General features: G+C 48.1%; 15 protein-coding genes. 4 read left to right on the top strand and 11 right to left on the bottom strand.

Annotated elements, in window-relative coordinates:
- Positions 1-172: 172 nt before the first annotated feature.
- On the bottom strand, positions 173-2161 hold the full coding sequence (locus tag EML15_RS05635) for a sucrose-specific PTS transporter subunit IIBC (RefSeq protein WP_144273866.1): 1989 nt from the start codon (positions 2159-2161) through the stop codon (positions 173-175).
- A 287-nt stretch (positions 2162-2448) separates the two neighbouring features.
- Here EML15_RS05635 and EML15_RS05630 point away from each other — a divergent pair, with 287 nt between their 5' ends.
- Complete coding sequence (locus EML15_RS05630) at positions 2449-3642, top strand: acetyl-CoA C-acyltransferase (RefSeq protein ID WP_144273865.1); 1194 nt, start codon at positions 2449-2451, stop codon at positions 3640-3642.
- Positions 3643-5925 (top strand): 3-hydroxyacyl-CoA dehydrogenase/enoyl-CoA hydratase family protein, encoded by a 2283-nt coding sequence (locus EML15_RS05625; RefSeq protein WP_144273864.1) that lies wholly within the window; start codon positions 3643-3645, stop codon positions 5923-5925.
- A gap of 129 nt (positions 5926-6054) precedes the next feature.
- Here the strand turns inward: EML15_RS05625 and EML15_RS05620 are convergent, their stop codons facing one another.
- Complete coding sequence (locus EML15_RS05620) at positions 6055-7230, bottom strand: acyl-CoA dehydrogenase family protein (protein ID WP_144273863.1); 1176 nt, start codon at positions 7228-7230, stop codon at positions 6055-6057.
- Positions 7231-7627: 397 nt separating this feature from the next.
- Between EML15_RS05620 and EML15_RS05615 the strand changes: the two genes are divergently transcribed.
- Complete coding sequence (locus EML15_RS05615; protein ID WP_144273862.1) at positions 7628-9100, top strand: 3-oxoacid CoA-transferase; 1473 nt, start codon at positions 7628-7630, stop codon at positions 9098-9100.
- A 75-nt stretch (positions 9101-9175) separates the two neighbouring features.
- Here EML15_RS05615 and EML15_RS05610 read toward each other — a convergent pair whose 3' ends face one another.
- From EML15_RS05610 to EML15_RS05585, 6 genes are all read right to left on the bottom strand, one after another.
- Positions 9176-9499 (bottom strand): hypothetical protein, encoded by a 324-nt coding sequence (locus EML15_RS05610; protein WP_144273861.1) that lies wholly within the window; start codon positions 9497-9499, stop codon positions 9176-9178.
- 179 nt (positions 9500-9678) lie between these two features.
- Entirely contained in the window at positions 9679-11286 is a 1608-nt protein-coding gene (gene phoA / locus EML15_RS05605; RefSeq protein ID WP_144273860.1) for an alkaline phosphatase, read from the bottom strand.
- Positions 11287-11436: 150 nt separating this feature from the next.
- On the bottom strand, positions 11437-12810 hold the full coding sequence (locus EML15_RS05600) for a glycoside hydrolase family 32 protein (protein ID WP_144273859.1): 1374 nt from the start codon (positions 12808-12810) through the stop codon (positions 11437-11439).
- 13 nt (positions 12811-12823) lie between these two features.
- Positions 12824-13888 carry a phosphoribosylformylglycinamidine cyclo-ligase gene (purM, locus tag EML15_RS05595; RefSeq protein WP_144273858.1) on the bottom strand — a complete coding sequence of 355 codons (1065 nt, stop codon included), beginning with the start codon at positions 13886-13888 and terminating at the stop codon, positions 12824-12826.
- A 95-nt stretch (positions 13889-13983) separates the two neighbouring features.
- Positions 13984-15513 carry an amidophosphoribosyltransferase gene (gene purF / locus EML15_RS05590; RefSeq protein WP_144273857.1) on the bottom strand — a complete coding sequence of 510 codons (1530 nt, stop codon included), beginning with the start codon at positions 15511-15513 and terminating at the stop codon, positions 13984-13986.
- A gap of 46 nt (positions 15514-15559) precedes the next feature.
- Entirely contained in the window at positions 15560-15946 is a 387-nt protein-coding gene (locus EML15_RS05585; RefSeq protein ID WP_144273856.1) for a sterol carrier family protein, read from the bottom strand.
- 64 nt (positions 15947-16010) lie between these two features.
- On the opposite strand from EML15_RS05585, the gene EML15_RS05580 reads away from it, so the two are divergent.
- Positions 16011-16997: an acyl-CoA thioesterase gene (locus tag EML15_RS05580; protein WP_144273855.1), complete on the top strand. Its 987-nt coding sequence runs from the start codon at positions 16011-16013 to the stop codon at positions 16995-16997.
- A 122-nt stretch (positions 16998-17119) separates the two neighbouring features.
- Here the strand turns inward: EML15_RS05580 and purL are convergent, their stop codons facing one another.
- Genes purL through purS form a run of 3 tightly spaced genes read right to left on the bottom strand, consistent with a single transcriptional unit; the run spans position 17120 to position 20333 of the window.
- The gene (purL, locus tag EML15_RS05575; RefSeq protein ID WP_144273854.1) at positions 17120-19411 is read right to left on the bottom strand and encodes a phosphoribosylformylglycinamidine synthase subunit PurL; all 2292 of its coding nucleotides are present in this window, start codon (positions 19409-19411) and stop codon (positions 17120-17122) included.
- An 8-nt stretch (positions 19412-19419) separates the two neighbouring features.
- Entirely contained in the window at positions 19420-20091 is a 672-nt protein-coding gene (gene purQ / locus EML15_RS05570) for a phosphoribosylformylglycinamidine synthase subunit PurQ (protein WP_144273853.1), read from the bottom strand.
- Positions 20091-20333 (bottom strand): phosphoribosylformylglycinamidine synthase subunit PurS, encoded by a 243-nt coding sequence (gene purS / locus EML15_RS05565; RefSeq protein WP_144273852.1) that lies wholly within the window; start codon positions 20331-20333, stop codon positions 20091-20093. Before purS ends, purQ begins: the two co-directional genes overlap by 1 nt.
- Positions 20334-20881: the final 548 nt, after the last annotated feature.

Here is a 20881-nt window from a genome sequence, read left to right as displayed (position 1 = left end):
CCAAACCGACCGACTTTAGACAACCAAGGTATTAAAGCATACGCAGGAACTGAAGCGCAAGTTTGCACTTCAGCACCAAGTAAGGAACCACAATCAGCTGTGCAGTGCTTCCTCAGCAGCCTCAATACAGTTCTATTTATTTCTTAACCACACTTTTCCATACTTGCGCATACTACGCAGTAGCTGTGGGAGCAGGCGCTGGATCGACGCTTAGCAATCGCGCACCAAAATCAATTTTTTCACCGTCCCTAAAGTCAGCGCCAGCTAAGACAGCTCCTGTCTTTTTAGAGTTAGAAATAACAATTGGTGTCGTCACTGGATATCCGGCAGCTTTAATCGCCGCAATATCAAATTCCGCCAACACATCCCCTACTGTGACTTGATCCCCTTTATTCACAAAAGACTCGAAGTGCTTTCCTTCTAAGTTCACCGTGTCAAAACCAATATGCATGAGTACATCAACATTTTTCCCATCGCTGCCTTGAGTACGGATAGCATAGGCGTGTTTCGACGCGAAGGTGACTGTTACTTTTCCGGAAACAGGTGCTACTAATTTGCCTATTTCTGGTTCAATAGCCACACCAGCACCTAGTTTTCCGGCCGCAAACATAGGGTCAGCGACTTTTGATAATTCCACTGCTCGACCCGAAAGCGGCGCATATAATTGCACTGCATTGTCGGCAGCGTGAACGTGAGCACCGGGTTGCACTGCTTCAGCGCTAGACTGCCCTGCCGCCTCACTGGGATCAATGCCGCCTTTGCGAGCGATCAGGTAACGACCATATCCATATGCAGCAATCAGCGAAACTACAAACGAAATACCTGCGCATAAGAAAAACGTAGGCACGAATCGTGGCACCGAGACAAATCCAATAAAACCAGCCGCTCCTAAAGTGTCAGCCCGTACGTCGAAAAGCGCAATGAAAGCTGAAGACACCGCAGCCGCTCCCATACCGATATAGAATGGCCAGCGCAAGCGTAGATTCACCCCAAAGATTGCCGGTTCAGTAATGCCAAAGAGAGCTGAAATTCCTGAAGCGCCGGCAAGGGCTTTGAGCTTTTGAGAGCGGGCAAGGAAATACACCGCCAATGTGGCAGCACCTTGGGCGATATTAGCCATAGCTGCAATCGGAAAAATAAACGAGCCGCCTTGTTCCCAGAGCATCATTTCGATTGGCGGGAAAGACTGATGCAAACCAGTAAGAACTATAGGAGAATACACCAAACCAAAGAGCAAACCACCAAAGGGACCAGAGAATTCATAGAGATGAGCCAATCCCATGCCAAGCCACTCGCCAGCAGTGCGCAAGAATGGCCCAATGAGTACGAAAGTAATGAATCCAACGCTCAGCAAGGTAAGCACTGGGGTAACCAAAAAATCAACAGTCCCTTTGAGTACCTTATGCAGGGACTTTTCGATTGTGGCTAGGATCCAGGAAATCACCAAGATAGGCAGCACGGATCCTTGGTAACCGGCTTGAGCAACCGATAAGCCAAAGACATCCCAATAAGGCATTGTTCCTTCTTGGATTGCAGTAGCAGCATCGTAACCACTGACTAGACTAGGCATTACCATTGCCATGCCGATGCCGGCACCGAGGAACTCATTACCGCCAAAGCGCTTGGTGGCAGTAAACCCAACGAGAACAGGCAAGAAGGCAAAAGGAGCCGAGGCTAAGAGATTAACGAGTTCGGAGAAACCGGCAAGTACCGGCATCATCTCGATGACGGATTTTTCGCCAAAAAGCCCCTCGGAGGTTAGCACCGAGTAGAGCGCCATGAGTAGACCGCCGCCGACAAGAATCGGAATGAGTGGCACGAAAATATCTGCAAGTACTTTTACTGAACGGCTAAATGCGTTACCGGAATTTGCTGCAATATCTTTGAGTTGTTCAGTTGATACTGCGATATCTTTTGTGGTCAGGGTGTTTAATTCCTTAAATACAACATTGACATCTCCTGGACCGACGATCACCTGAAACATTCCGCCAGACTCAAAGATTCCTTTGAGGTCTGGATCGTCCTCCAAGGCTTGAGTATTGACTTTGCCTTTATCTTTGAGCACCATGCGTAGCCTTGTGGCACAATGAGCAGCACCAACGATATTTTCCTCACCACCTACGGCTGCCAACACGCGCTGCGCTACTTGCCGATGTTCCATATGCTTGTCCTCCTGATTGTGACTTATCGATGATTAGTTCTAGTTTTTTCTGGAATTGTTCTTGATTGTTAATGTCTATTAGCTCAATAACTCACCCCAGAATAACAACAGTCGACGACAAGCAGAAAAATTTATAGCTTTTGTCTATTTAAGTGACCATACCTATAAGGGGGCAATGCGTTAATTCATACAAAAAGACAATTGCAGCACACCACTACTTCACTTAGAATGTGACCTGTACTACTTTATAGTATGAAGTGTCGTGCACCCTAACTAATGGAGTAAAAATGACTGACGTCTATATTTTGTCTGCTGCTCGCCTTCCAATTGGAAAATTTGGTGGATCTCTCGCCCATTTCTCCCCCACAGAACTAGGCACATTCTCCGCCCAGGCAGCCATTGAACGTGCAGGAATATCACCAGAAGATATCCAAGCCTCCGTAGCTGGAAATGTGATCCCCACCGAACCATCAGATGCATATATCTCCCGAAAAATCGCCCGAGCAGTAGGAATGCCAGATTCAGCCATAGCGCTCAATGTCAATCGCCTCTGTGGTTCTGGCGTACAAGCAATCGTTTCCGCAGCACAAACTGTTCGCGATGGTGACAGCGACATAGCACTAGTCACAGGTGTGGAATCAATGTCCAATGCCCCTTACTCCGTAGAAAATATGCGCAAAGGCAAAAAAATGGGTGAAGGCCGTCTTCTCGATTGGCTCACCGGCACTCTAGAATGCCCCTTTGGAACAGGCCATATGGGAGTTACCGCAGAAAATATCGCTGGCGACTATGGCATTTCCCGCACCCGACAAGATGAATTTGCCGCACAATCACAAACACGCGCGGCAGCAGCACGAGAATCAGGTGCCCACAAAGAAGAAATCGTGCCAGTGACAATCCACTCACGCAAAGGAACCACCCAGTTCCACACTGATGAGCATCCACGTGAGACAACCGTCGAAAAGCTATCGGCACTACCACCCGCTTTTAGTAAAGACGGCACAGTGACCGCAGGTAATGCCTCCGGAATTAACGACGGTGCTGCATCATTGATTCTTGCTAATGCACAGACAGTGCAAGAACAAGGTCTGCGCCCGCTGGCAAAAATTATCAGTTGGGGCATTGCAGGTGTGGATCCAACGCGCATGGGGCTAGGGCCTATTGAAGCAGTACCAAAAGCACTAGCTAAAGCAGGATTAACTCTCGACGATATTGACCTCATTGAGTCCAATGAAGCCTTTGCTGCACAAGCACTCGCTGTCCAGGACAAACTCGGATTCGATCCGGAAAAAACAAATGTCTGGGGTGGCGCTATTGCACATGGTCATCCAGTAGGAGCTACGGGTGCCATTTTGACCACCAAAATTCTCTATGGACTTAAGCGATTGGGCAAGCGCTATGGCTTGGTAACCTTGTGCATCGGTGGTGGCCAAGGCATTGCACTTATCGTCGAAAATGCTACTGAGAGCAAGGAGGCATAAATGTCTACTATCAACTATGCACCTGCCACAGCACTACGCGCCCCCATTAAAAAAGCAGCGGTTCTGGGTGCCGGATCCATGGGCTCTGGTATTGCAGCGTTACTTGCTTCCACAGGTATTGATGTGGTTTTGCTGGATATGGTCGCCGAAGGTACCAATCGTAGCGAGCGAGCAGAAAAAGGCGTGGAAATCCAGCTCAAACGACGCGGTTTCTACCACCCCACGCTTGCACAGAATGTACGCACTGGTAACACTACCGACGACCTGGAATTACTGGAAGACTGCGATTGGGTTATTGAAGCAATTTTTGAGGATCTCGATGCCAAGCACGCGCTCTATCGCACAGTTGAGCCGCACCTCAAGGCAGAGGCAATTCTCAGTTCTAATACTTCTACCCTCAAACTTGCCGACTTGGTTGCCGGGGTACCGCAACAGCGTCGGGAGAAGTTTGCGATCACACACTTTTTTAATCCACCCAAGATTATGCGATTAGTGGAGCTCATTTGCAGCGAGCACACAGCTGCCACAACTGAGGAAACACTCAGGCTAGCTATTGAGCACCAGCTTGGGAAAGTAGCACTTGACTGCCGCGATACACCAGGGTTTATCGCTAATCGCGTCGGTTGTTTCTGGTTGGCAGCAGGTGCACATATTGCGCGCAATCAGGGTGTTTCCTATGAGCTTGCCGACGCTACCTTTGGTAAAGCATTCGGCATTCCTCGTACTGGTATTTTCGGATTGCTTGATTACATCGGGTTGCAATTAGTGCCACACGTATGGGGTAGCCTTGAAAAAACTTTGCCAGCACACGACGGTATTCATACATATCCGCTGGCACACGATGAGTTTATTGCAGCGCTCAATGAACGCGGCCTAACTGGCAGAACTGGCGATGGTGGTTTTTATCGCGGACGCGATGAAGTAATTAACGAAAATTACGAGTACGTCAAACGTACTGCGCCAAATGATCCTGCAGTGGGCTTAAAGAATCCTCGTGAAGTAGTTGAGACAGACTCTGCAGGTGGACGCTACGCAAAGGAATTATTCCTCACCACTCTTAAGTATTGCTGCGAAGTCGCACCAGAAATTGCTGATAACGTGGAACTCATCGACCAAGGACTGATTCTAGGTTTTGGGTGGAAATACGGTATTTTTGCTCTTGCCGATAGCATTGGCGTCTCCTGGTTAGAGCAGCAATATCCAGCCGATGAGGTGCCTGAGCTTTTGCGCGCTGCCGCCACACATGGTGGTTTTTATCACGGCGATAAAGTTGTCGATAGCACAGGAGCTATCGTGGCTCGGCCAAAACGTGCAGGTGCAGTGTCCATTGCGGAATTACTCAACAGCGGCCAGGCTACCACCATCATTGACGACGATGCAGCTTCTGTCCACAGACTCTCAGACGGCATTGCCCTGCTTGATTTGCATACTCCACTCAATTCACTTTCCCCTCAAGCACTTGAGGTCATAAGCCGCACCCTTGCTGAACGTGAGCAACACGACATTAAGGCTTTGGTCATTGGTAATGATGAGTCACGTGCTTTTTGTGCTGGTGCATTCCTGCAAGGAATTGCAGACGCAGGTGCTTCCGGGGATCAAGCACAGGCAGAAAAGCTATTGCGACAAGGTTCTAAAGTTATGCGTGCCCTACGTACCAGCCCAATTCCTATTGTTGGTGCAGTACGCGGCGTCGCCCTCGGTGGCGGAGCAGAATTATTAGTCTCTTGTGACCACGTTGTCGTTCATGCTGACACTAAAATTGGTTTCCCAGAGCGCAATGTAGGCCTATTCCCTGGTTGGACTGGCACTGTCGCAACCCTGGAGCGACTATATAACGCAGGGGTGAGCGAGTTCCACCACAAGGCATTTGATCTTGTTGCTGGTGCTCAGCAATTGCCTAATGCGTTTTATGCTCGAGAAGTAGAGCTGGTTCGCGCTGATGATGTGATTGTTTTCTCTAGCGATCTCGTATTGGCTCAAGCCATCGAGAGCGCTCGTGCCTTGCTTGCTCACTACTCGCCAAGGCAGAATACAATCATCCCGCTGTATCAAGGTGATACTGCGCTCGACAACAAGTGGCCCATTCCAGACACTACCGAGACTGACGCTGTCATTGTTCATGCTTTGGCACAACACTACACAGCAGAGGACGGCATCACAGAATTGAGCTTTGATGAGTTCTGCGAGCGAGAAATCGCTTTCGACGCTCCTCTCGTGGTTTTGCCAGCAAATGTTGAGCGTGCGCAGCATATGGCGCAGACTCGCAAACCGCTCAAGAATTAATTGAGAATTAATTGAGCTCCACGATCGAGTTAAGATTGGGCTAAGAGCGCTAAGGCGCAAAAACTCCCGCTATATCCGTGTGATGTGATATAGCGGGAGTACACATCTTATTATCCTGCTGCGCAAAAACTAGCGATATGCAGACATTCCGGTGAGTTGTTTACCGATAATCAGGCTTTGGATTGTATCGGTGCCTTCATAGGTATGCATTGTCTCGATATCAATGAAATGGCGAATAACGTGGTTTTCCAGCAAAATACCAACGCCACCCAGCATATCGCGAGCGTCGGCAGCAATGCGCCTAGCAGCACGCGTATTATGCAGTTTTGCAAAAGATGCTTGCTCGGCACGTAACTCGCCTCGCGCTTCACACTCAGTGACCTTACGTACTACCAACATCATTTGATTGAGATCAAGCAGCATATTGGTCAGACGCTGTTGAATGATCTGATTCTTTGCCAGCGGGCGACCAAATTGGTGCCGCTCGAGCGCGTACTCGCGTGCTTTTTCATAACAAGCAACAGCAGAGCCTAATGCCATCCATGCCACACCTATACGAGTTGCTGTCAAAACAGATGCAACATCCTTAAAAGATCGCGCGCCAGGTAGTTGTGCACTCAACGGCACACGGCAATCTGTCAGGGTAATTTCTGCTTGATAAATCGCACGTAATGCTGCTTTACCCGTTTGCGTCACGCCCTTGTAGCCAGGAGTGTTCTGTGGAACAACAAATCCAGAAACTTCACCATCTTCAGTGCGTGCCCAAATCACAGTAACGTCACCTACTGAGCCATTACCAATCCAGCGCTTCTTACCATTAAGTACGAATTCGTCGCCGTCCCGAACAGCGGTAGTCTCTAAAGCAATGGAGTCAGAGCCGTGGTCTGGTTCTGTCAGACCAAATGCGCCCAGTTTTTCTGCTTTTGCTAGACCATCGAGCCATTCTTTCTTTTGTTCGTCAGAACCAAGCATCGCGATAGAGCGCATTGCTAGGCCAGCTTGAACAGCGATAACAGTGCCCATAGATGGGTCAATGCGTGTAATCTCCATGAGAGCCAAACCGGCGGCAAGCGGAGACATTTTTTGGTGCCCCTCAATATCTAGGCCATCGGTAAGTAGGTCTAATTCTCCAAGGCGGCGTACGAGATCTAGCGGGTATTCGCCTTTATCCCAGCAATCATTAATTTTCGCGTGACATTCATCTTGGAATGAGCGAGCACGAGCCCAAATGGCTGCGTCTTCTTCGCTGATGTCATCAAAAACTCCAAGGAAATCTGTTGTTTTTTGGAAAAGATTATGACTCATTTCCTATCCCTTCGTCCCAGCATACGAGAAAAATATCTTCCAAGATAGTGACACACATCTCACTTACTGTCAAGGCGTGAGTTGAAATAAAAAATAATGCAAAAAGTTATACAGCTCCCAGAAGTTATCCTTGCACACAAAAGGGCTGCACAGCACCCCCTTCCCCACCCGAATAGGAAGTTACCCCTTTATAAAAGTTGGGTTCTCCGACAAGTAATGCCATTTTTGTGCTTGACATCACTATAGAGAGTGATTAGGGTAACAAATATGGTGCAAATAGTCACCAGTCTCAATATGCGCAATGACATATACAAGTCATATAAAACGCTTGGCCATATACTGCACTCCTATTATCCAGCCGTATCCAGGCCAGCCGCTTATATGTAAGGGAGAATTCATGTCACACAAAATTGTTAAAACACGCGAAGAAGCACTTGAGGGACTTGAAGACGGCATGAGCATTGCCGTCGGCGGTTTCGGTATCTGTGGTAATCCACTGCAGCTCATCGAAGGAATTGTAGATAAAGGAACAAAAGACCTTGTTATCTATTCCAATAATCCTGGAACTCAAATCAACAATAATGAGCACCTTGGTCTAGCAAGACTTTTTGACAAACACCGTGTCACAAAGTTTGCCGGATCATATATTGGATTCAATAAGGAATTTGAGCGCCAATTCTTCGCAGGTGAAATTGAAGTAGACATTATCCCCCAGGGCACGCTAGCAGAGAAAATGCGCGCTGGCGGTGCGGGTATTCCAGCTTTCTATACCGCAACCGGTGTCGATACCCCACGATCCGACGGTGGTCTACCGATTCTTCATGACAACGGTAAAGTCATCAAAGCATCTGACCCCTTAGAAACTCGTGAGTTTACTTTTAAGGGAGAGAAACAAAAATTCGTTCTCGAAGAAGCAATTACCACTGACTTCTCCTTGATTCGCGCATATAAAGCAGATCCAGAAGGCAACCTGGTTTTCCGCAAGAGTGCTGGTAACTTCAACGCCGACGCAGCTACTTGCGGAAAAATTTGCGTTGTTGAGGTTGAAGAAATGGTCGAAATCGGCGAACTCGACATGAATGAGATTGATGTCCCAGGCATTTACGTCAATCGCATTTTGCCCCTCACTCCAGAACAAGCAGCGAACAAAGAAATCGAGCGGCGCACAATTCGCCCACGCAGCACCGGTGGCGACGAACGCCCGCAAGACCCACAAAAGCCAGAGAAGGGCTGGTCACGACTACAAATAGCTGAACGTGCCGCACAAGAGCTTCACGACGGAGAATATGTCAACCTCGGTATCGGTATGCCCACAGCTGTATCAAACTACCTACCAACCGGCATTAACATCACGCTGCAATCAGAAAATGGTCTTCTCAAAACCGGTCCATATCCTTATGAAGAAGATGTAGACCCTGACCTCATCAATGCCGGCAAGGAATGTATCACCGTCCTACCTGGTGGCTCTGCTTTTAGTTCTTCGCAGAGCTTTGCCATGATTCGTGGCGGTCATCTTGATGCGGCTATTCTTGGCGCGTTGGAAGTATCCCAAAAAGGCGATATCGCAAACTGGGGTATCCCTGGCAAGAAGATGAATGGCATGGGTGGTGCAATGGATCTCGTTAAAGGCGCACGACGGGTAATCGCCATTATGGATCATGTTTCACCAGTTGATGGATCGTCACGCATTCTCAAAGAATGTTCATTGCCTTTGACCGCGAAACAAGCAATCAGCAGAATCATCACAAACTTGTGCGTGTTTGATGTGGCGGAACATGGGCTCATTCTGCGCGAATTAGCTCCTCATGTCACTCTCGACGATGTCGCAGCGGTTACCGACGCAGACTACACTGTTGAACTCGATAGTTAATCCACTGCTTGACGTCGTATAGCAAAAGGAGGCTGGCAAGTGACCAGCCTCCTTTTTGTTGTGCTTTTATGTGCACTACTTGTACACGTGGAACTCGCCGTTGTTGTCCTTGTAAACGATGTCGCCAGCGTAAGCAATTTCGCCACATGGCAAAGCAAGTGCAGTGAGATCCATGGTTTCGATCTCTGGCTGTACGAACTCTTCACCAGCGAACCACTTTTGGAATGCACTAACAGCAGTGCTAGAACCACTGAAGGTGTGGCGCTCCCACATGGTTACTCCAGAGATGACTTTTTTGTCAGCAGGCGCATTCTTCTCAGCAACAGCTGTAGCAAGTACAGGAGTAGCAGCTGCGAGGCATACTGCAGCAGAAGCTGCAACCATAACAAGTTTCTTCATTTTTTCTCCATTCGATACTCGAACACAACGCTATTCAGCATAACCCAAAAATAAGGTTTACACAAGAGATTCCTGAGAAAATAATAAGATTATTTTAGGGTAAAGAAAAATGTTCCAAGACGCGCTTGGAACATTTCTATATCAGGATAAACAAGCACCACTACATAGTGCTTAGTTCCTTACTTCTTCAACGCAGTCTTAGACTCATCAAGACCTAGCGCTTCAACAATAGTGAAGAAAAGATCAGTCTGGTCAGTCAAACCAGCAACATTAGCCGCATTAGGACCAAAAGCAGCAATACGCAACTGAGTACCAGTATGACCCTCATTTTCAACATCAACATTCTCAGAAGTTGCATAACCAATGGTCATTTCCCCACCGTCTTTAGTCTTCAAGACACTAGACAAACCTGGGTAAACAGTCGCACGAGCTTCTTCAACGCTAATGTTCTTAGCCTGAGCAATCTCCTCAATATCTTCCTGGCTCATACCATCAACAATCTGGCTGGTATGTGCATGGTCAGCAGTCACAACCACCAAAGTCTGTCCATCTTGCTTAGCGAACTCAAGTGCCTTTTGCACCGCTTCATCAAGATCAGCAGTCTCACCAATCTGACCACATGGATTTGCCATATGGTCCTGCTTATCAATCGATGCACCTTCTACCTGCAAGAAGAAGCCTTCTTCTTTGTCTTTAAGAAGATCAATTGCTTTTTGCGTCATATCTGCCAAGCGTGGGATATCAGCAGTACGCTCATCGTTTTCTGCACACTCTTGTGCTGGCTTGAGGTATCCCTCTTTAGTAGCCTGCTCGCCTTTCCAACGAACTGGCATATTTCCATCAGAGAACAAACCAAGAACAGGCGCATCCTGATCTGCCTTAGAAATTGCGTCTAGCTCTTCCTTGTTCTTAACAACCTGGTAACCACGCTCTTTTGCTTGATCAAGCAGAGTCTTATCTTTCCACTCACCAGCCTTAGCAGTCTGGTTGAAGCTCTTGAGTCCACCACCAAGGGTCACATCTGCACGAGTGTCCAAAATTTGCTCAGAGATTGAGCCACGTCCACCCTTTTCTAGCAGATCGTCGCCACACTTCTCAGCATCGTCAGGACCATAGCACTTACGCTTTGCCACGTGTGCTGCCTGCACAGCAGGAGTTGCATCTTGAATCTCTGCAGTAGAAACGTTACCTGTTGCTTTGCCATTGGCCTTAGCAATTTCCAGGATTGTAGAGTGTGGATTGCCATCAATATCAACTGAGATAGCACCGTCGTAGGTCTTGGTACCGGTAGACCAAGCAGTACCAGAAGCAGCAGAATCGGTAACATAATCAGGAGTACCGTCTTTGTGCAAGGAGTAGTGAGTGTACTGACCAGTCACTGGCAAAGCATCTAGTCCCTTAAAGCTGCCACCAGCCCCTTCAGCAACGTTACGAGCAGCAGTGATCTCAGAGTCGCCCATACCATCACCAATGAGCAAAATAACATTCTTAGCACCACTAGCGCTGATAGCTTCTTTGAGAGCTTCACTTTGATCTGCCTCTAAACGACGAGCACCACCATGTTCCTTGAGTGTGCCTTTTGCTGCACGATCAACAGTGTTACCCACAGATCCTGTGCTCTTGTCAGCCGAAGAATCAGAAGATGAAGATGATTTGGTTGTTTCTTTGCTTTTTGCTGCTGCAGTATCAGCACCAGTAGAACAAGCACCCAGCGCCAAGAGTGTACTTACACTGGTCACAGCAACCGCGCTGCGAATTGCAAGAGAACCAAATAATTTCTTAGACATATCCATACCTTTTCTTAGGGCATCCACTTCAGTATCCCTTAGTGGAGAAATAACTTTCCTCGGCAAGGCTAAAACATGGGAGTAAATGTTAAGTAAACCGTCAGTAGCTAAGGTATGAATCTTGGGCTAGTTTTATCTAGTTCTATGCATTCATATTTTATATGGTTCCACCCACGTTTCCCCTGGCGTTGGGAAAGCCGCAATAGAAAAAGTTCTGCGCCCAGACATCGCAGTAATTTCTACAGTAGCGCCATCGACGAACACCTCACACTGCCCTGGTTCACACGTGACACAACGAGTATCCCCTGCATAATGGACTCTTAAAAACCCTGGCTCATAAGAAATACTCACCCGGGCAGTACCCGAAGTATCAGCTAAAACTATCCTTTGCGCAACGTCGTTAAGCTGTGTCTGATAATGAAAAACACCATCTGCCGCCCCTTGAGGTAGGTCGGGGATGAGTAATTCTTGACGCACCACACCTTGATCAAGAATAAGGCGCCGCGGCAATGTCAAAGAATGAACCCAACCTTCAGCATCCACTGAAGGAGTATCATCATGGGCTGGCAATCCCATCCACCCAAGCATAATCAGCGAATCTGCTATGTCCTGCTCTGGCTGCTCATAGCACACCTGAGGAGCATAGAAATGATGACCATAATCAAGCTCACTGAAACCACGTAGCACCTCAAAACGATTCCCCCGAAGGTGCCCAATGACATAGCCACATTGGTCACTGCTGGCATAATGCGTCATACCACAGCTATCAGTATGGGACGCCAACCCCTGTGGGCAGAAAATGAGCACCTCATAAATTTGGCCATCATGCCTATCACGCATACTCACCAAATTCGGACATTCCCACATATATCCACCCGGAATAATATCTGGCGACGTACCCGGCTGGGCATTACTGAGATCAAAGTGCAATTCACCAGCGAAATCCCATGTGTCTAAATCATCAGAATGATAAAGAACAATTCCACCTGTTTCATTTTCCCGCTGCGCACCAAGAACCATGCGATACGTATGACCTCCATGAGGATCACGCGTAATCATAGGATCGCGATAGTGCTCGGTATAACCAGAAGCCGGACCGTCGATAAGCGGATTACCCGGATTACGCCGATATATTCCCCCATGAGCGCCAGCAACATCGTGTACTAGCACACTATTTTGACTTGTGAAACGAATGCGCTGCTGCTCCTGGTAGCGATAAAGATTGCCCGTGTAGAACAGACGAATGGCACCAGACTCATCACGAATAGCACCACCGGAATAACAACCGTTACTGTCATAGGCAGCATCGGGATAAAGCGCATCAGGATGATGTATCCATTGTGTGCGCGTACGCATATTCATGCTCACATGACCCCACCCAGTACGCTTAGGCGCAAAGGGAAACGCAGGATCTTTTTGGTAATACGCATGCAGGGTATCACCATCTATGAACATTCCATTGGGATCATTAAGCCTGCCGGTTGGTGCAGTGACATGATAACGCGGACGATAAAAAGCACACATAATTGGTCAACGATTACTCGGGGTGATTCTCACTCAAAATAACAGATTCAGTATCTTCTGGTCTGGCGTGTCGAATAGTGCCCAGCTCCCAGCAGTCAATATGCCGAGCAGTAAGCATAGCCAGAGCGCGCTCACGATCCTTGGCTGCCACCACAGCAACCATGCCAACCCCCATATTGAATGTTTTTTCCATTTCTTCCTGTGGTACCTGACCAACAGATTCAATAAAACGGAAAATCGGTCCTGGTGTCCATGTCCCCCGCGAGAGCTCTGCAACCAGACCCTCTGGAATCACACGCACCAAGTTACCTACTAAGCCACCACCTGTGACATGGCAGAAGGTATGCACATCACATTCGTCGGCAAGCGCTAAACAATCTTTAGCATAAATACGAGTAGGTTCTAGCAATTCTTCACCAAGAGTACGGTCTAGCTCCTCGACGTACCCTTCGAGCGGCAGACCTGCTTTCTCCAAGAGCACATGCCGAGCCAAAGAATAACCATTAGAATGCAATCCCGACGATGCCATCGCAATGACCACATCACCTGCACGTACCCGATCTGGACCAAGCAACTCATCTGCCTCGACCACACCCACTGCAGTAGCGGAGACATCATATTCACCTGGTTTCATTACACCAGGATGTTCTGCAGTTTCCCCACCTAAAAGCGCACAACCAGCTTGAATACAGCCCTGTGCAATTCCAGAAACAATCTGAGCCACATGCTCAGGCACAACCTTGCCGATAGCAATATAGTCTTGGAGGAATAACGGCTCTGCACCACACACCACAAGATCATCAACGCACATAGCAACAAGATCAATGCCGATAGTGTCGTGTTTATCCATCGCTTGCGCTACCGCAAGTTTTGTCCCCACCCCATCAGAACCTGCTGCAAGTAACGGCTCACGATACTTACCAAGCGCAAATAATCCAGCAAAACCGCCCAATCCCCCACGTACTTCTGGTCGGGTCGCTTTCTTTGCTAGTGGCGCAAAAAGTTCAACTGCACGATCGCCAGCTTCAATATCTACACCAGCAGCAGCATAAGAAACGTGTTCTTTTTCTTTAGTCATTTCCTCTTCCTCGCTTGTCAAGGTTGATCAAGGTTTTGTCAATACTTAACTTATTTTCATGTATTTATGTAGATGCACAATCGCATTATTGATTGCTATTCGACGCCCCCGCAGCTACCCCGCTGCAACGCCGACACCAACTCAGCATTGGCATTTCCTTCAGGCAAACCTAATGGATACACCCCGTCAAAACACGCACAACATAATTCCTCACGAGGTTGTTGCGTTGCTTCCACCATCGATTCTGTGGAGACATATCCTAAAGAATCAGCACCAATCGCGCTACATACGCTCGCCACCATCTCTGTTTCATTGTCCCCAGTAACCACATTTGCAATGAGTTCTCCAGGACTAGCAAAATCAATGCCATAGAAACAAGGCCACTTCACTGGCGGCGACGCAATACGCACATGAACTTCCGCTGCCCCTGCCTCACGCAACATCCGAATCAATGCCCGTTGTGTATTGCCTCGCACAATAGAATCATCAACCACAATAAGGCGTTTCCCCTGGATCACCTCACGTAATGGATTGAGTTTTAAGCGAATACCCAATTGACGCAAGGTTTGTGATGGCTGAATAAAAGTACGCCCCACATAGGCATTTTTGACCAACCCTTGCCCAAAAGGAATACCCGATTCTTGAGCAAAACCCACCGCTGCTGGATTACCCGACTCTGGCACAGGAATAACTAAATCGCCCTGAGCAGGCCACTCTTTTGCTAATCGACGACCAATCTCAAGCCTGGTGGAATTAACATTACGCTCTCGAATCACAGAATCTGGTCGAGCCAGATAAACATACTCAAAAACACATCCCTTACGCTGTGGTTGAGCAAAGCGCTCTGAATGAATACCTGATTCATCAATCGCAATGAGTTCGCCCGGCTCAATCTCACGAACAAAAGACGCACCCACAATATCCAAAGCACACGTTTCCGAGGCAACCACCCAACCACGATCAAGCCTACCCAAGCATAGTGGTCGAACTCCCTCGGGATCACGCGCTGCATACAGCGTATGCCCATCAGTGATAGTCAAACAAAAAGCACCTTTAATCCGCGGTAATAGTTGCCTCGCAGAATCAAGCAACGTACGCCCTGTGGTGATTTTCTCTGCAAGCAGTGCCGTCATAACATCGGAATCAGAAGGAAACTCAGCAGCGGAAACTAATTTTTTTTCCTCAGCTTCATTCATCAATTCCAAAAGATTGACAAGGTTACCATTATGGCACAACGCCACATCAGTACCATCTGGAGCGACCCGGAACATGGGCTGAGAATTCTCCCACGTCACACCACCAGCAGTGGAATAACGAGTATGCCCTACTGCAACATCACCGCTGAGAGATTCCAGAGTTGGCTCATCGAAAATCTGAGACACCAACCCTAGATCTTTATATACAACGACTTGATCGCCGTCGCCCACAGCAATACCTGCTGCTTCTTGCCCACGGTGTTGCAAAGCAAAAAGACCAAAATACGCCAGTTTTGCTACTTCTTCACCTGGTGCCCACACACCAAAAACGCCGCATTCCTCTCGTGGAGCTTGCTCGTTTTTATCATCATAACCACATACATCTAGTGGATTTTTTAGCTGGTTTTTCGGCTGCTCAATCTGTGCCACTCACCTAATCGTAGTAGGTAGACCGAGGATAAACAATGTAACAAAATTAATTGCGCGAAAAATCTACTACCGGCAACCAATGTGACACCTCTCGTGCACGTATTCCTGAGGTGCTGATCCTGGGATTGTCGTCGAAAAGCTCAATACCCATTGCTACCCTTAGCCAAGTCAAGGGTGACATTTCCACCACATTTGGTGGAGTGCCCCTGGTATGACTCGGGCCTTGAATACACTGCACAGCCACAAAAGGCGGCACCCGAACTTCCACGCTATTACCAGGAGCATCCTCAGCAAGCGCACGTACACTCAACCGAACCGCTTGGGCTAATGCAGCGCGATCTGGCTTGTCGACGCCATCCGGATCCTTCACCCACGCCTGCACTGCTTCTAGCGCATGACGTATGTGTTGTGGCTCAATTTTCTTTTTCCCCATGAGGATTATCCTAATGTAAGGGTCATAGTAGCCACTGCCGACTTTTCGAGGTATTGTCCATATCATGTCTGCGAGCTCAACTGATCGTTCACCAGAGATAACCCTGAGATTTCTTGCTGCACCAACCGACGTGCTCATGGCAGGTAGCCACGGCATTGGGGGCGGTAGAGTATTGGAATGGATAGATAAAGCTGCCTACGCTTGTGCAGTGCAATGGTCTGGTACCTATTGCGTTACCGCTTATGTTGGTCATATTCATTTCACTCGCCCCATTCCGTCTGGCCACCTTGTTGAAGTGCGCTCTCGTGTCGCTATGACTGGGCGCAGTTCCATGCACATCATCAATGAGGTTCTCTCAGCTGATCCGCGTGATGGTATCTTCACCCGAGCCTGCGATTGTCTAGTTATCTTTGTGGCAATGGATACCGAAACTGGAAAATCAGTCGAAGTACCACACTTTAAGCCACGCAGCGAAGACGAAAAACACGTCCAAGAAGCAGCGACCTCACGCATAGAATTGCGCAAGGCAATTGAGGCAGAAATGGAGCGTCAAACCTATTCTGGACCTTCTAGTGCACCTCGACTCATCACCCGCTTTTTGGCTAAACCAACCGATGTGAACTGGGGCGGAAAAGTCCACGGCGGTACCGCAATGGAGTGGATTGATGAAGCTGCTGCTGCATGCACTATGGAATGGTCAGGAGAATATACAGTCGCAGTGTACGCAGGCGGTATCCGTTTTTACCAGCCAATTCATATCGGTGATCTCATTGAAGTTGACGCACGAATGATGCGTACCGACGAACGCAGTATGCAAATGTCTGTGCATGTACGTTCTGGTAAACCACAAGGCGGCCGCACTAATTTAGAAACCGCTATTCACGCCACCATTACGTATATTGGCATTGACGCAGACGGAAATCCATTACCTGCTAGACAATTTGTACCAATCACCGAAGAAGATGTGCGTCTTGCTGGTCATGCACAGACGCTAAGAGAATTACGTGCAAAATACTCACCTCAACCACTGATCATCAATTCACAGCATTAATGAATTCTTTGTGTTGTGCGCGTTGTGCACGTTCTTCGTGCTTTCCGGCTTTTGCGCTGAGTAATTCTCATAATCACAGATAAAGGCATAGATGCACTACTAGCACCTATGCCTTTATTCTCTTATTCCACCACTGCATTCGCGCCCACTGCATGACCAAAAAGCTGAGGTAGAGTTGCTTGCCATGCCTCAGTCAATTCGGCAACGCCCACAGCAAAGTTAAGCTCACCACTGGTGACTGCAAAGATGTTATCGTCACGAGTAACACCAATTTTAGTAACCGGAATACCAAGCTCTTGAGCGCGAGCCACCACTGCCTCACCATGCTGAGTAGCAACCACTGCACGAGACGCAGATTCCGAAAATAGTGCAGTAAAAGCGTCCTCGTGCACCTGCGTAATATCAAGCTCCATGCCCTTTTGTGCCTGCATTGCAAGTTCTGCCAGAGCTTGAGCCAAACCACCCTCAGAAAGATCATGAGCAGCAGTCACAATACCTGGCTGTGCAAAAAACTCAACCAACTTCTGTTCATTGCGCAAATCAATGCGCGGTGGCATACCAGAAAGACCAGCTCCGGATACTTGTTGCCAAATGGAACCACCAAACTCATCAAAGGTTTCACCCAATAGATAAAGTTCTTCAACACCTGCCACAGTGCCTAATGCGGCTGGGATAGCATTATGAACATCCTCAATCACACCCAGCACTCCTACTACTGGAGTTGGCAAAATAGCCTCAGTGCCCGTCTGATTATAGAAAGAGACATTGCCGCCAGAAACTGGGATAGCAAGCTCCTGCGCGCCGTCGGCAAGCCCATGTACTGCCTCACGGAACTGCCACATCACACCTGGGTCTTCAGGGGAACCAAAGTTCAGACAGTTTGTCACCGCCACTGGACGTGCACCGCTGACCGCAACATTGCGATAGGCTTCTGCCAAAGCCAAACGCGCTCCAGTATTAGGGTCGAGTTTGGTATAGCGACCAGAGGCGTCGGCGGAAACAGCAACACCACGCTGCGTGTGTTCATCAATGCGCAATACACCTGCATCTGCGTCTTTAGCAGCCACAGTATTACCAAGTACATAGCGGTCATACTGGTTGGTAATATAAGCGCGAGAACATAATGCTGGCGAAGACACCATATCGAAAAGCGCCTGCTTGATACCTTGAGCATCACGTGGCTTTTCTACGCCCTGGAATTGTTGCAACTGATCTTGCCACTCTGGGCGCGCAACTGGACGCTCATATACTGGCCCCTCATTAGCGATGGTATGTGCTGGTGCATCAACAACAAGTTCGCCACGGTGACGAATAATGAGATGATCACCATCTGTGACCTCGCCAATTTCGGCACAGGTAACATCCCAGTGCGCACAAATTTCTTGGAAACGCGCAACATCCTCCGGGCGAACCACAGCACACATACGTTCCTGAGATTCTGAGGACAAAATCTCAGCAGCCGTCATATTTTCTGCGCGCAATGGCACTGCATCAAGGTTAATCTCCATACCGCCATCACCTGAGGCAGCTAGCTCAGACGTAGCACAAGCAAGACCTGCACCCCCAAGGTCTTGAATACCCACCACAACATTAGCTTTGTAGAGATCAAGGCAGCATTCAATCAAAACTTTCTCTGCGAATGGATCTCCCACCTGTACTGCAGGAAGTTTTCGTTCTGCACCTTCCTCGAAAGTATCGGAAGCTAGCACTGATACTCCACCAATGCCATCAAGACCAGTGCGAGAACCAAAAAGCATGACCTTATTGCCTAGACCAGAGGCAAAAGCTAGTTTGAGGTCTTCTACTTTGAGCGTACCAACGCACAGGGCGTTCACCAGTGGGTTTCCGGCATAGGACTCATCAAAAACGGTTTCACCACCGATATTTGGCAAACCAAGGCAATTTCCATAATGGGAAATACCACTGACGACGCCAGGCAATACGCGAGAAGTGTCTGGTGCATCTGCTGGACCAAATCGTAGCTGATCCATGACTGCGATAGGACGCGCACCCATTGCCATAATATCGCGCACAATACCGCCTACACCGGTGGCGGCTCCTTGGTGTGGCTCGACATAAGAAGGGTGATTATGAGATTCCACACGGAATGTCACTGCGTTGCCATCACCAATATCGACAACACCAGCGTTCTCGCCAATACCGGCGAGGATTTTAGCACCCATTTCTTCTGTGGTAGTTTCGCCGAAATAGCGTAAGTGCACTTTAGAAGATTTATAAGAGCAGTGCTCTGACCACATAACAGAATACATGGCTAGCTCTGCGTCGGTCGGGCGACGACCGAGAATATCTTTGATACGGGCGTATTCATCGTCTTTTAAGCCCAGTGACGCATAAGGCTGCTCGAGATCAGGGTGTGCCTGGGCTGCTTCAACGGTGTCATTAAAGGTAGTCATGTCTTTCCTTATGCTGCGATTGAGCCAATGGCGGAGAGGAATAATTCAAGACCGTCACAAGAAGGACCGGTCAATAGATCAATAGCGTGTTCAGGGTGTGGCATCAGCCCTACTACGCGACCATTTTCACTAGAAATTCCAGCTATTGCATTAACGGAACCATTGAAGTTTTCCGTGTAGCGAAATACCACACGACCTTCATCTTCTAGTTGGCGCACTGTGTTTTCATCGGCTTGGAAACGCCCTTCCATGTGTTTGGAAGGAATAAAAATCTCTTGTCCACTACTCAAGGTGTTTGTCCACGCAGTATCACTATTTTCTACTATCAGCTTCACATCTTCGCAATGAAAATGCAGCCCCTGGTTTCTTGTTAATGCACCAGGTAAAAGCCGTGCTTCGGTTAAAATCTGGAATCCATTACAAATACCCAGCACTGGCATGCCTTTGTGGGCGGCGTCGATAACTGAACGCATAATAGGAGCCAAGGCAGAAATTGCACCTGTCCTTAAGTAGTCACCATACGAAAAGCCACCAGGAACCACTACGGCATCCACACCGCTGAGATCATGATCTGCGTGCCAGAGCCGAACAGCTTGTGCTCCTGCACGCTCGACGGCACGCGCAGAATCAACATCATCAAGCGTGCCGGGGAACGTAATTACGCCAATTTTCGCACTCATTACTTTGCTTCCTCAATAACGACGCTAAAATCTTCAATCACTGTGTTAGCAAGGAGTGTTTCTGCCATTTTTTCCACATCTTCTTTAGTGACAGAATCATCTACTTCAATCTCGAAACGCTTTCCTTGCCGAACATCAGCAACCCCGCTGATACCAATGCGCCCAAGAGCACGCACAACTGCTTGCCCTTGAGGATCGAGAATCTCTGCTTTTGGCATTACATTGACTACTACACGCGCCACGATCTGTTTAGCTCCCTTTTTAGCAGGTGAATATAACTATCAATAGTTCCCCAGCATACTGCAAAAATAGCAACGCGAAAAGCTGGAAATATCCGACAAAATATCCTAAGAAATCTGAGCTGAAACCACGTAAGAACGCCCACCTCATATATCTGCTAGCAAACTTTGCTGAAATATACAGGAAACTCTCATTTTTCTACTTCTTTAACCCAAATCGCCACTACCATTATGAGCAAAACAACAAAGTGGCAGCTCAACATACCCAACCAAAGATATGTATTTCCTGTCAGCACCTCTCAGCCATCACAGCTACTTTTAATCTTATGCATTTATGCAGGTAGAGAGGTTTTTGTTCTTGGTTTGCCATGCTTGCCCAATAGCTCATCCAATGCTTTACTGGAACACATCAGGCAGGGAGTTACCACAACAACCTGCACCATCTTTTCGATTAGTTCATAGCAAGGAGTGATGATATGGCAGCTAGGATAACGAGTTGAAACCTTAAAATCAGCTCTTTCTTGATAAAGCGTTGACGTATTCAACAACAT

The sequence above is a fragment of the Corynebacterium sp. sy017 genome, from assembly GCF_017918135.1.
Lineage (GTDB): Bacteria > Actinomycetota > Actinomycetes > Mycobacteriales > Mycobacteriaceae > Corynebacterium.
The sequence above is the reverse complement of the archived record's forward strand: the minus strand, read 5'-3'. Positions and strand labels throughout refer to the sequence as shown.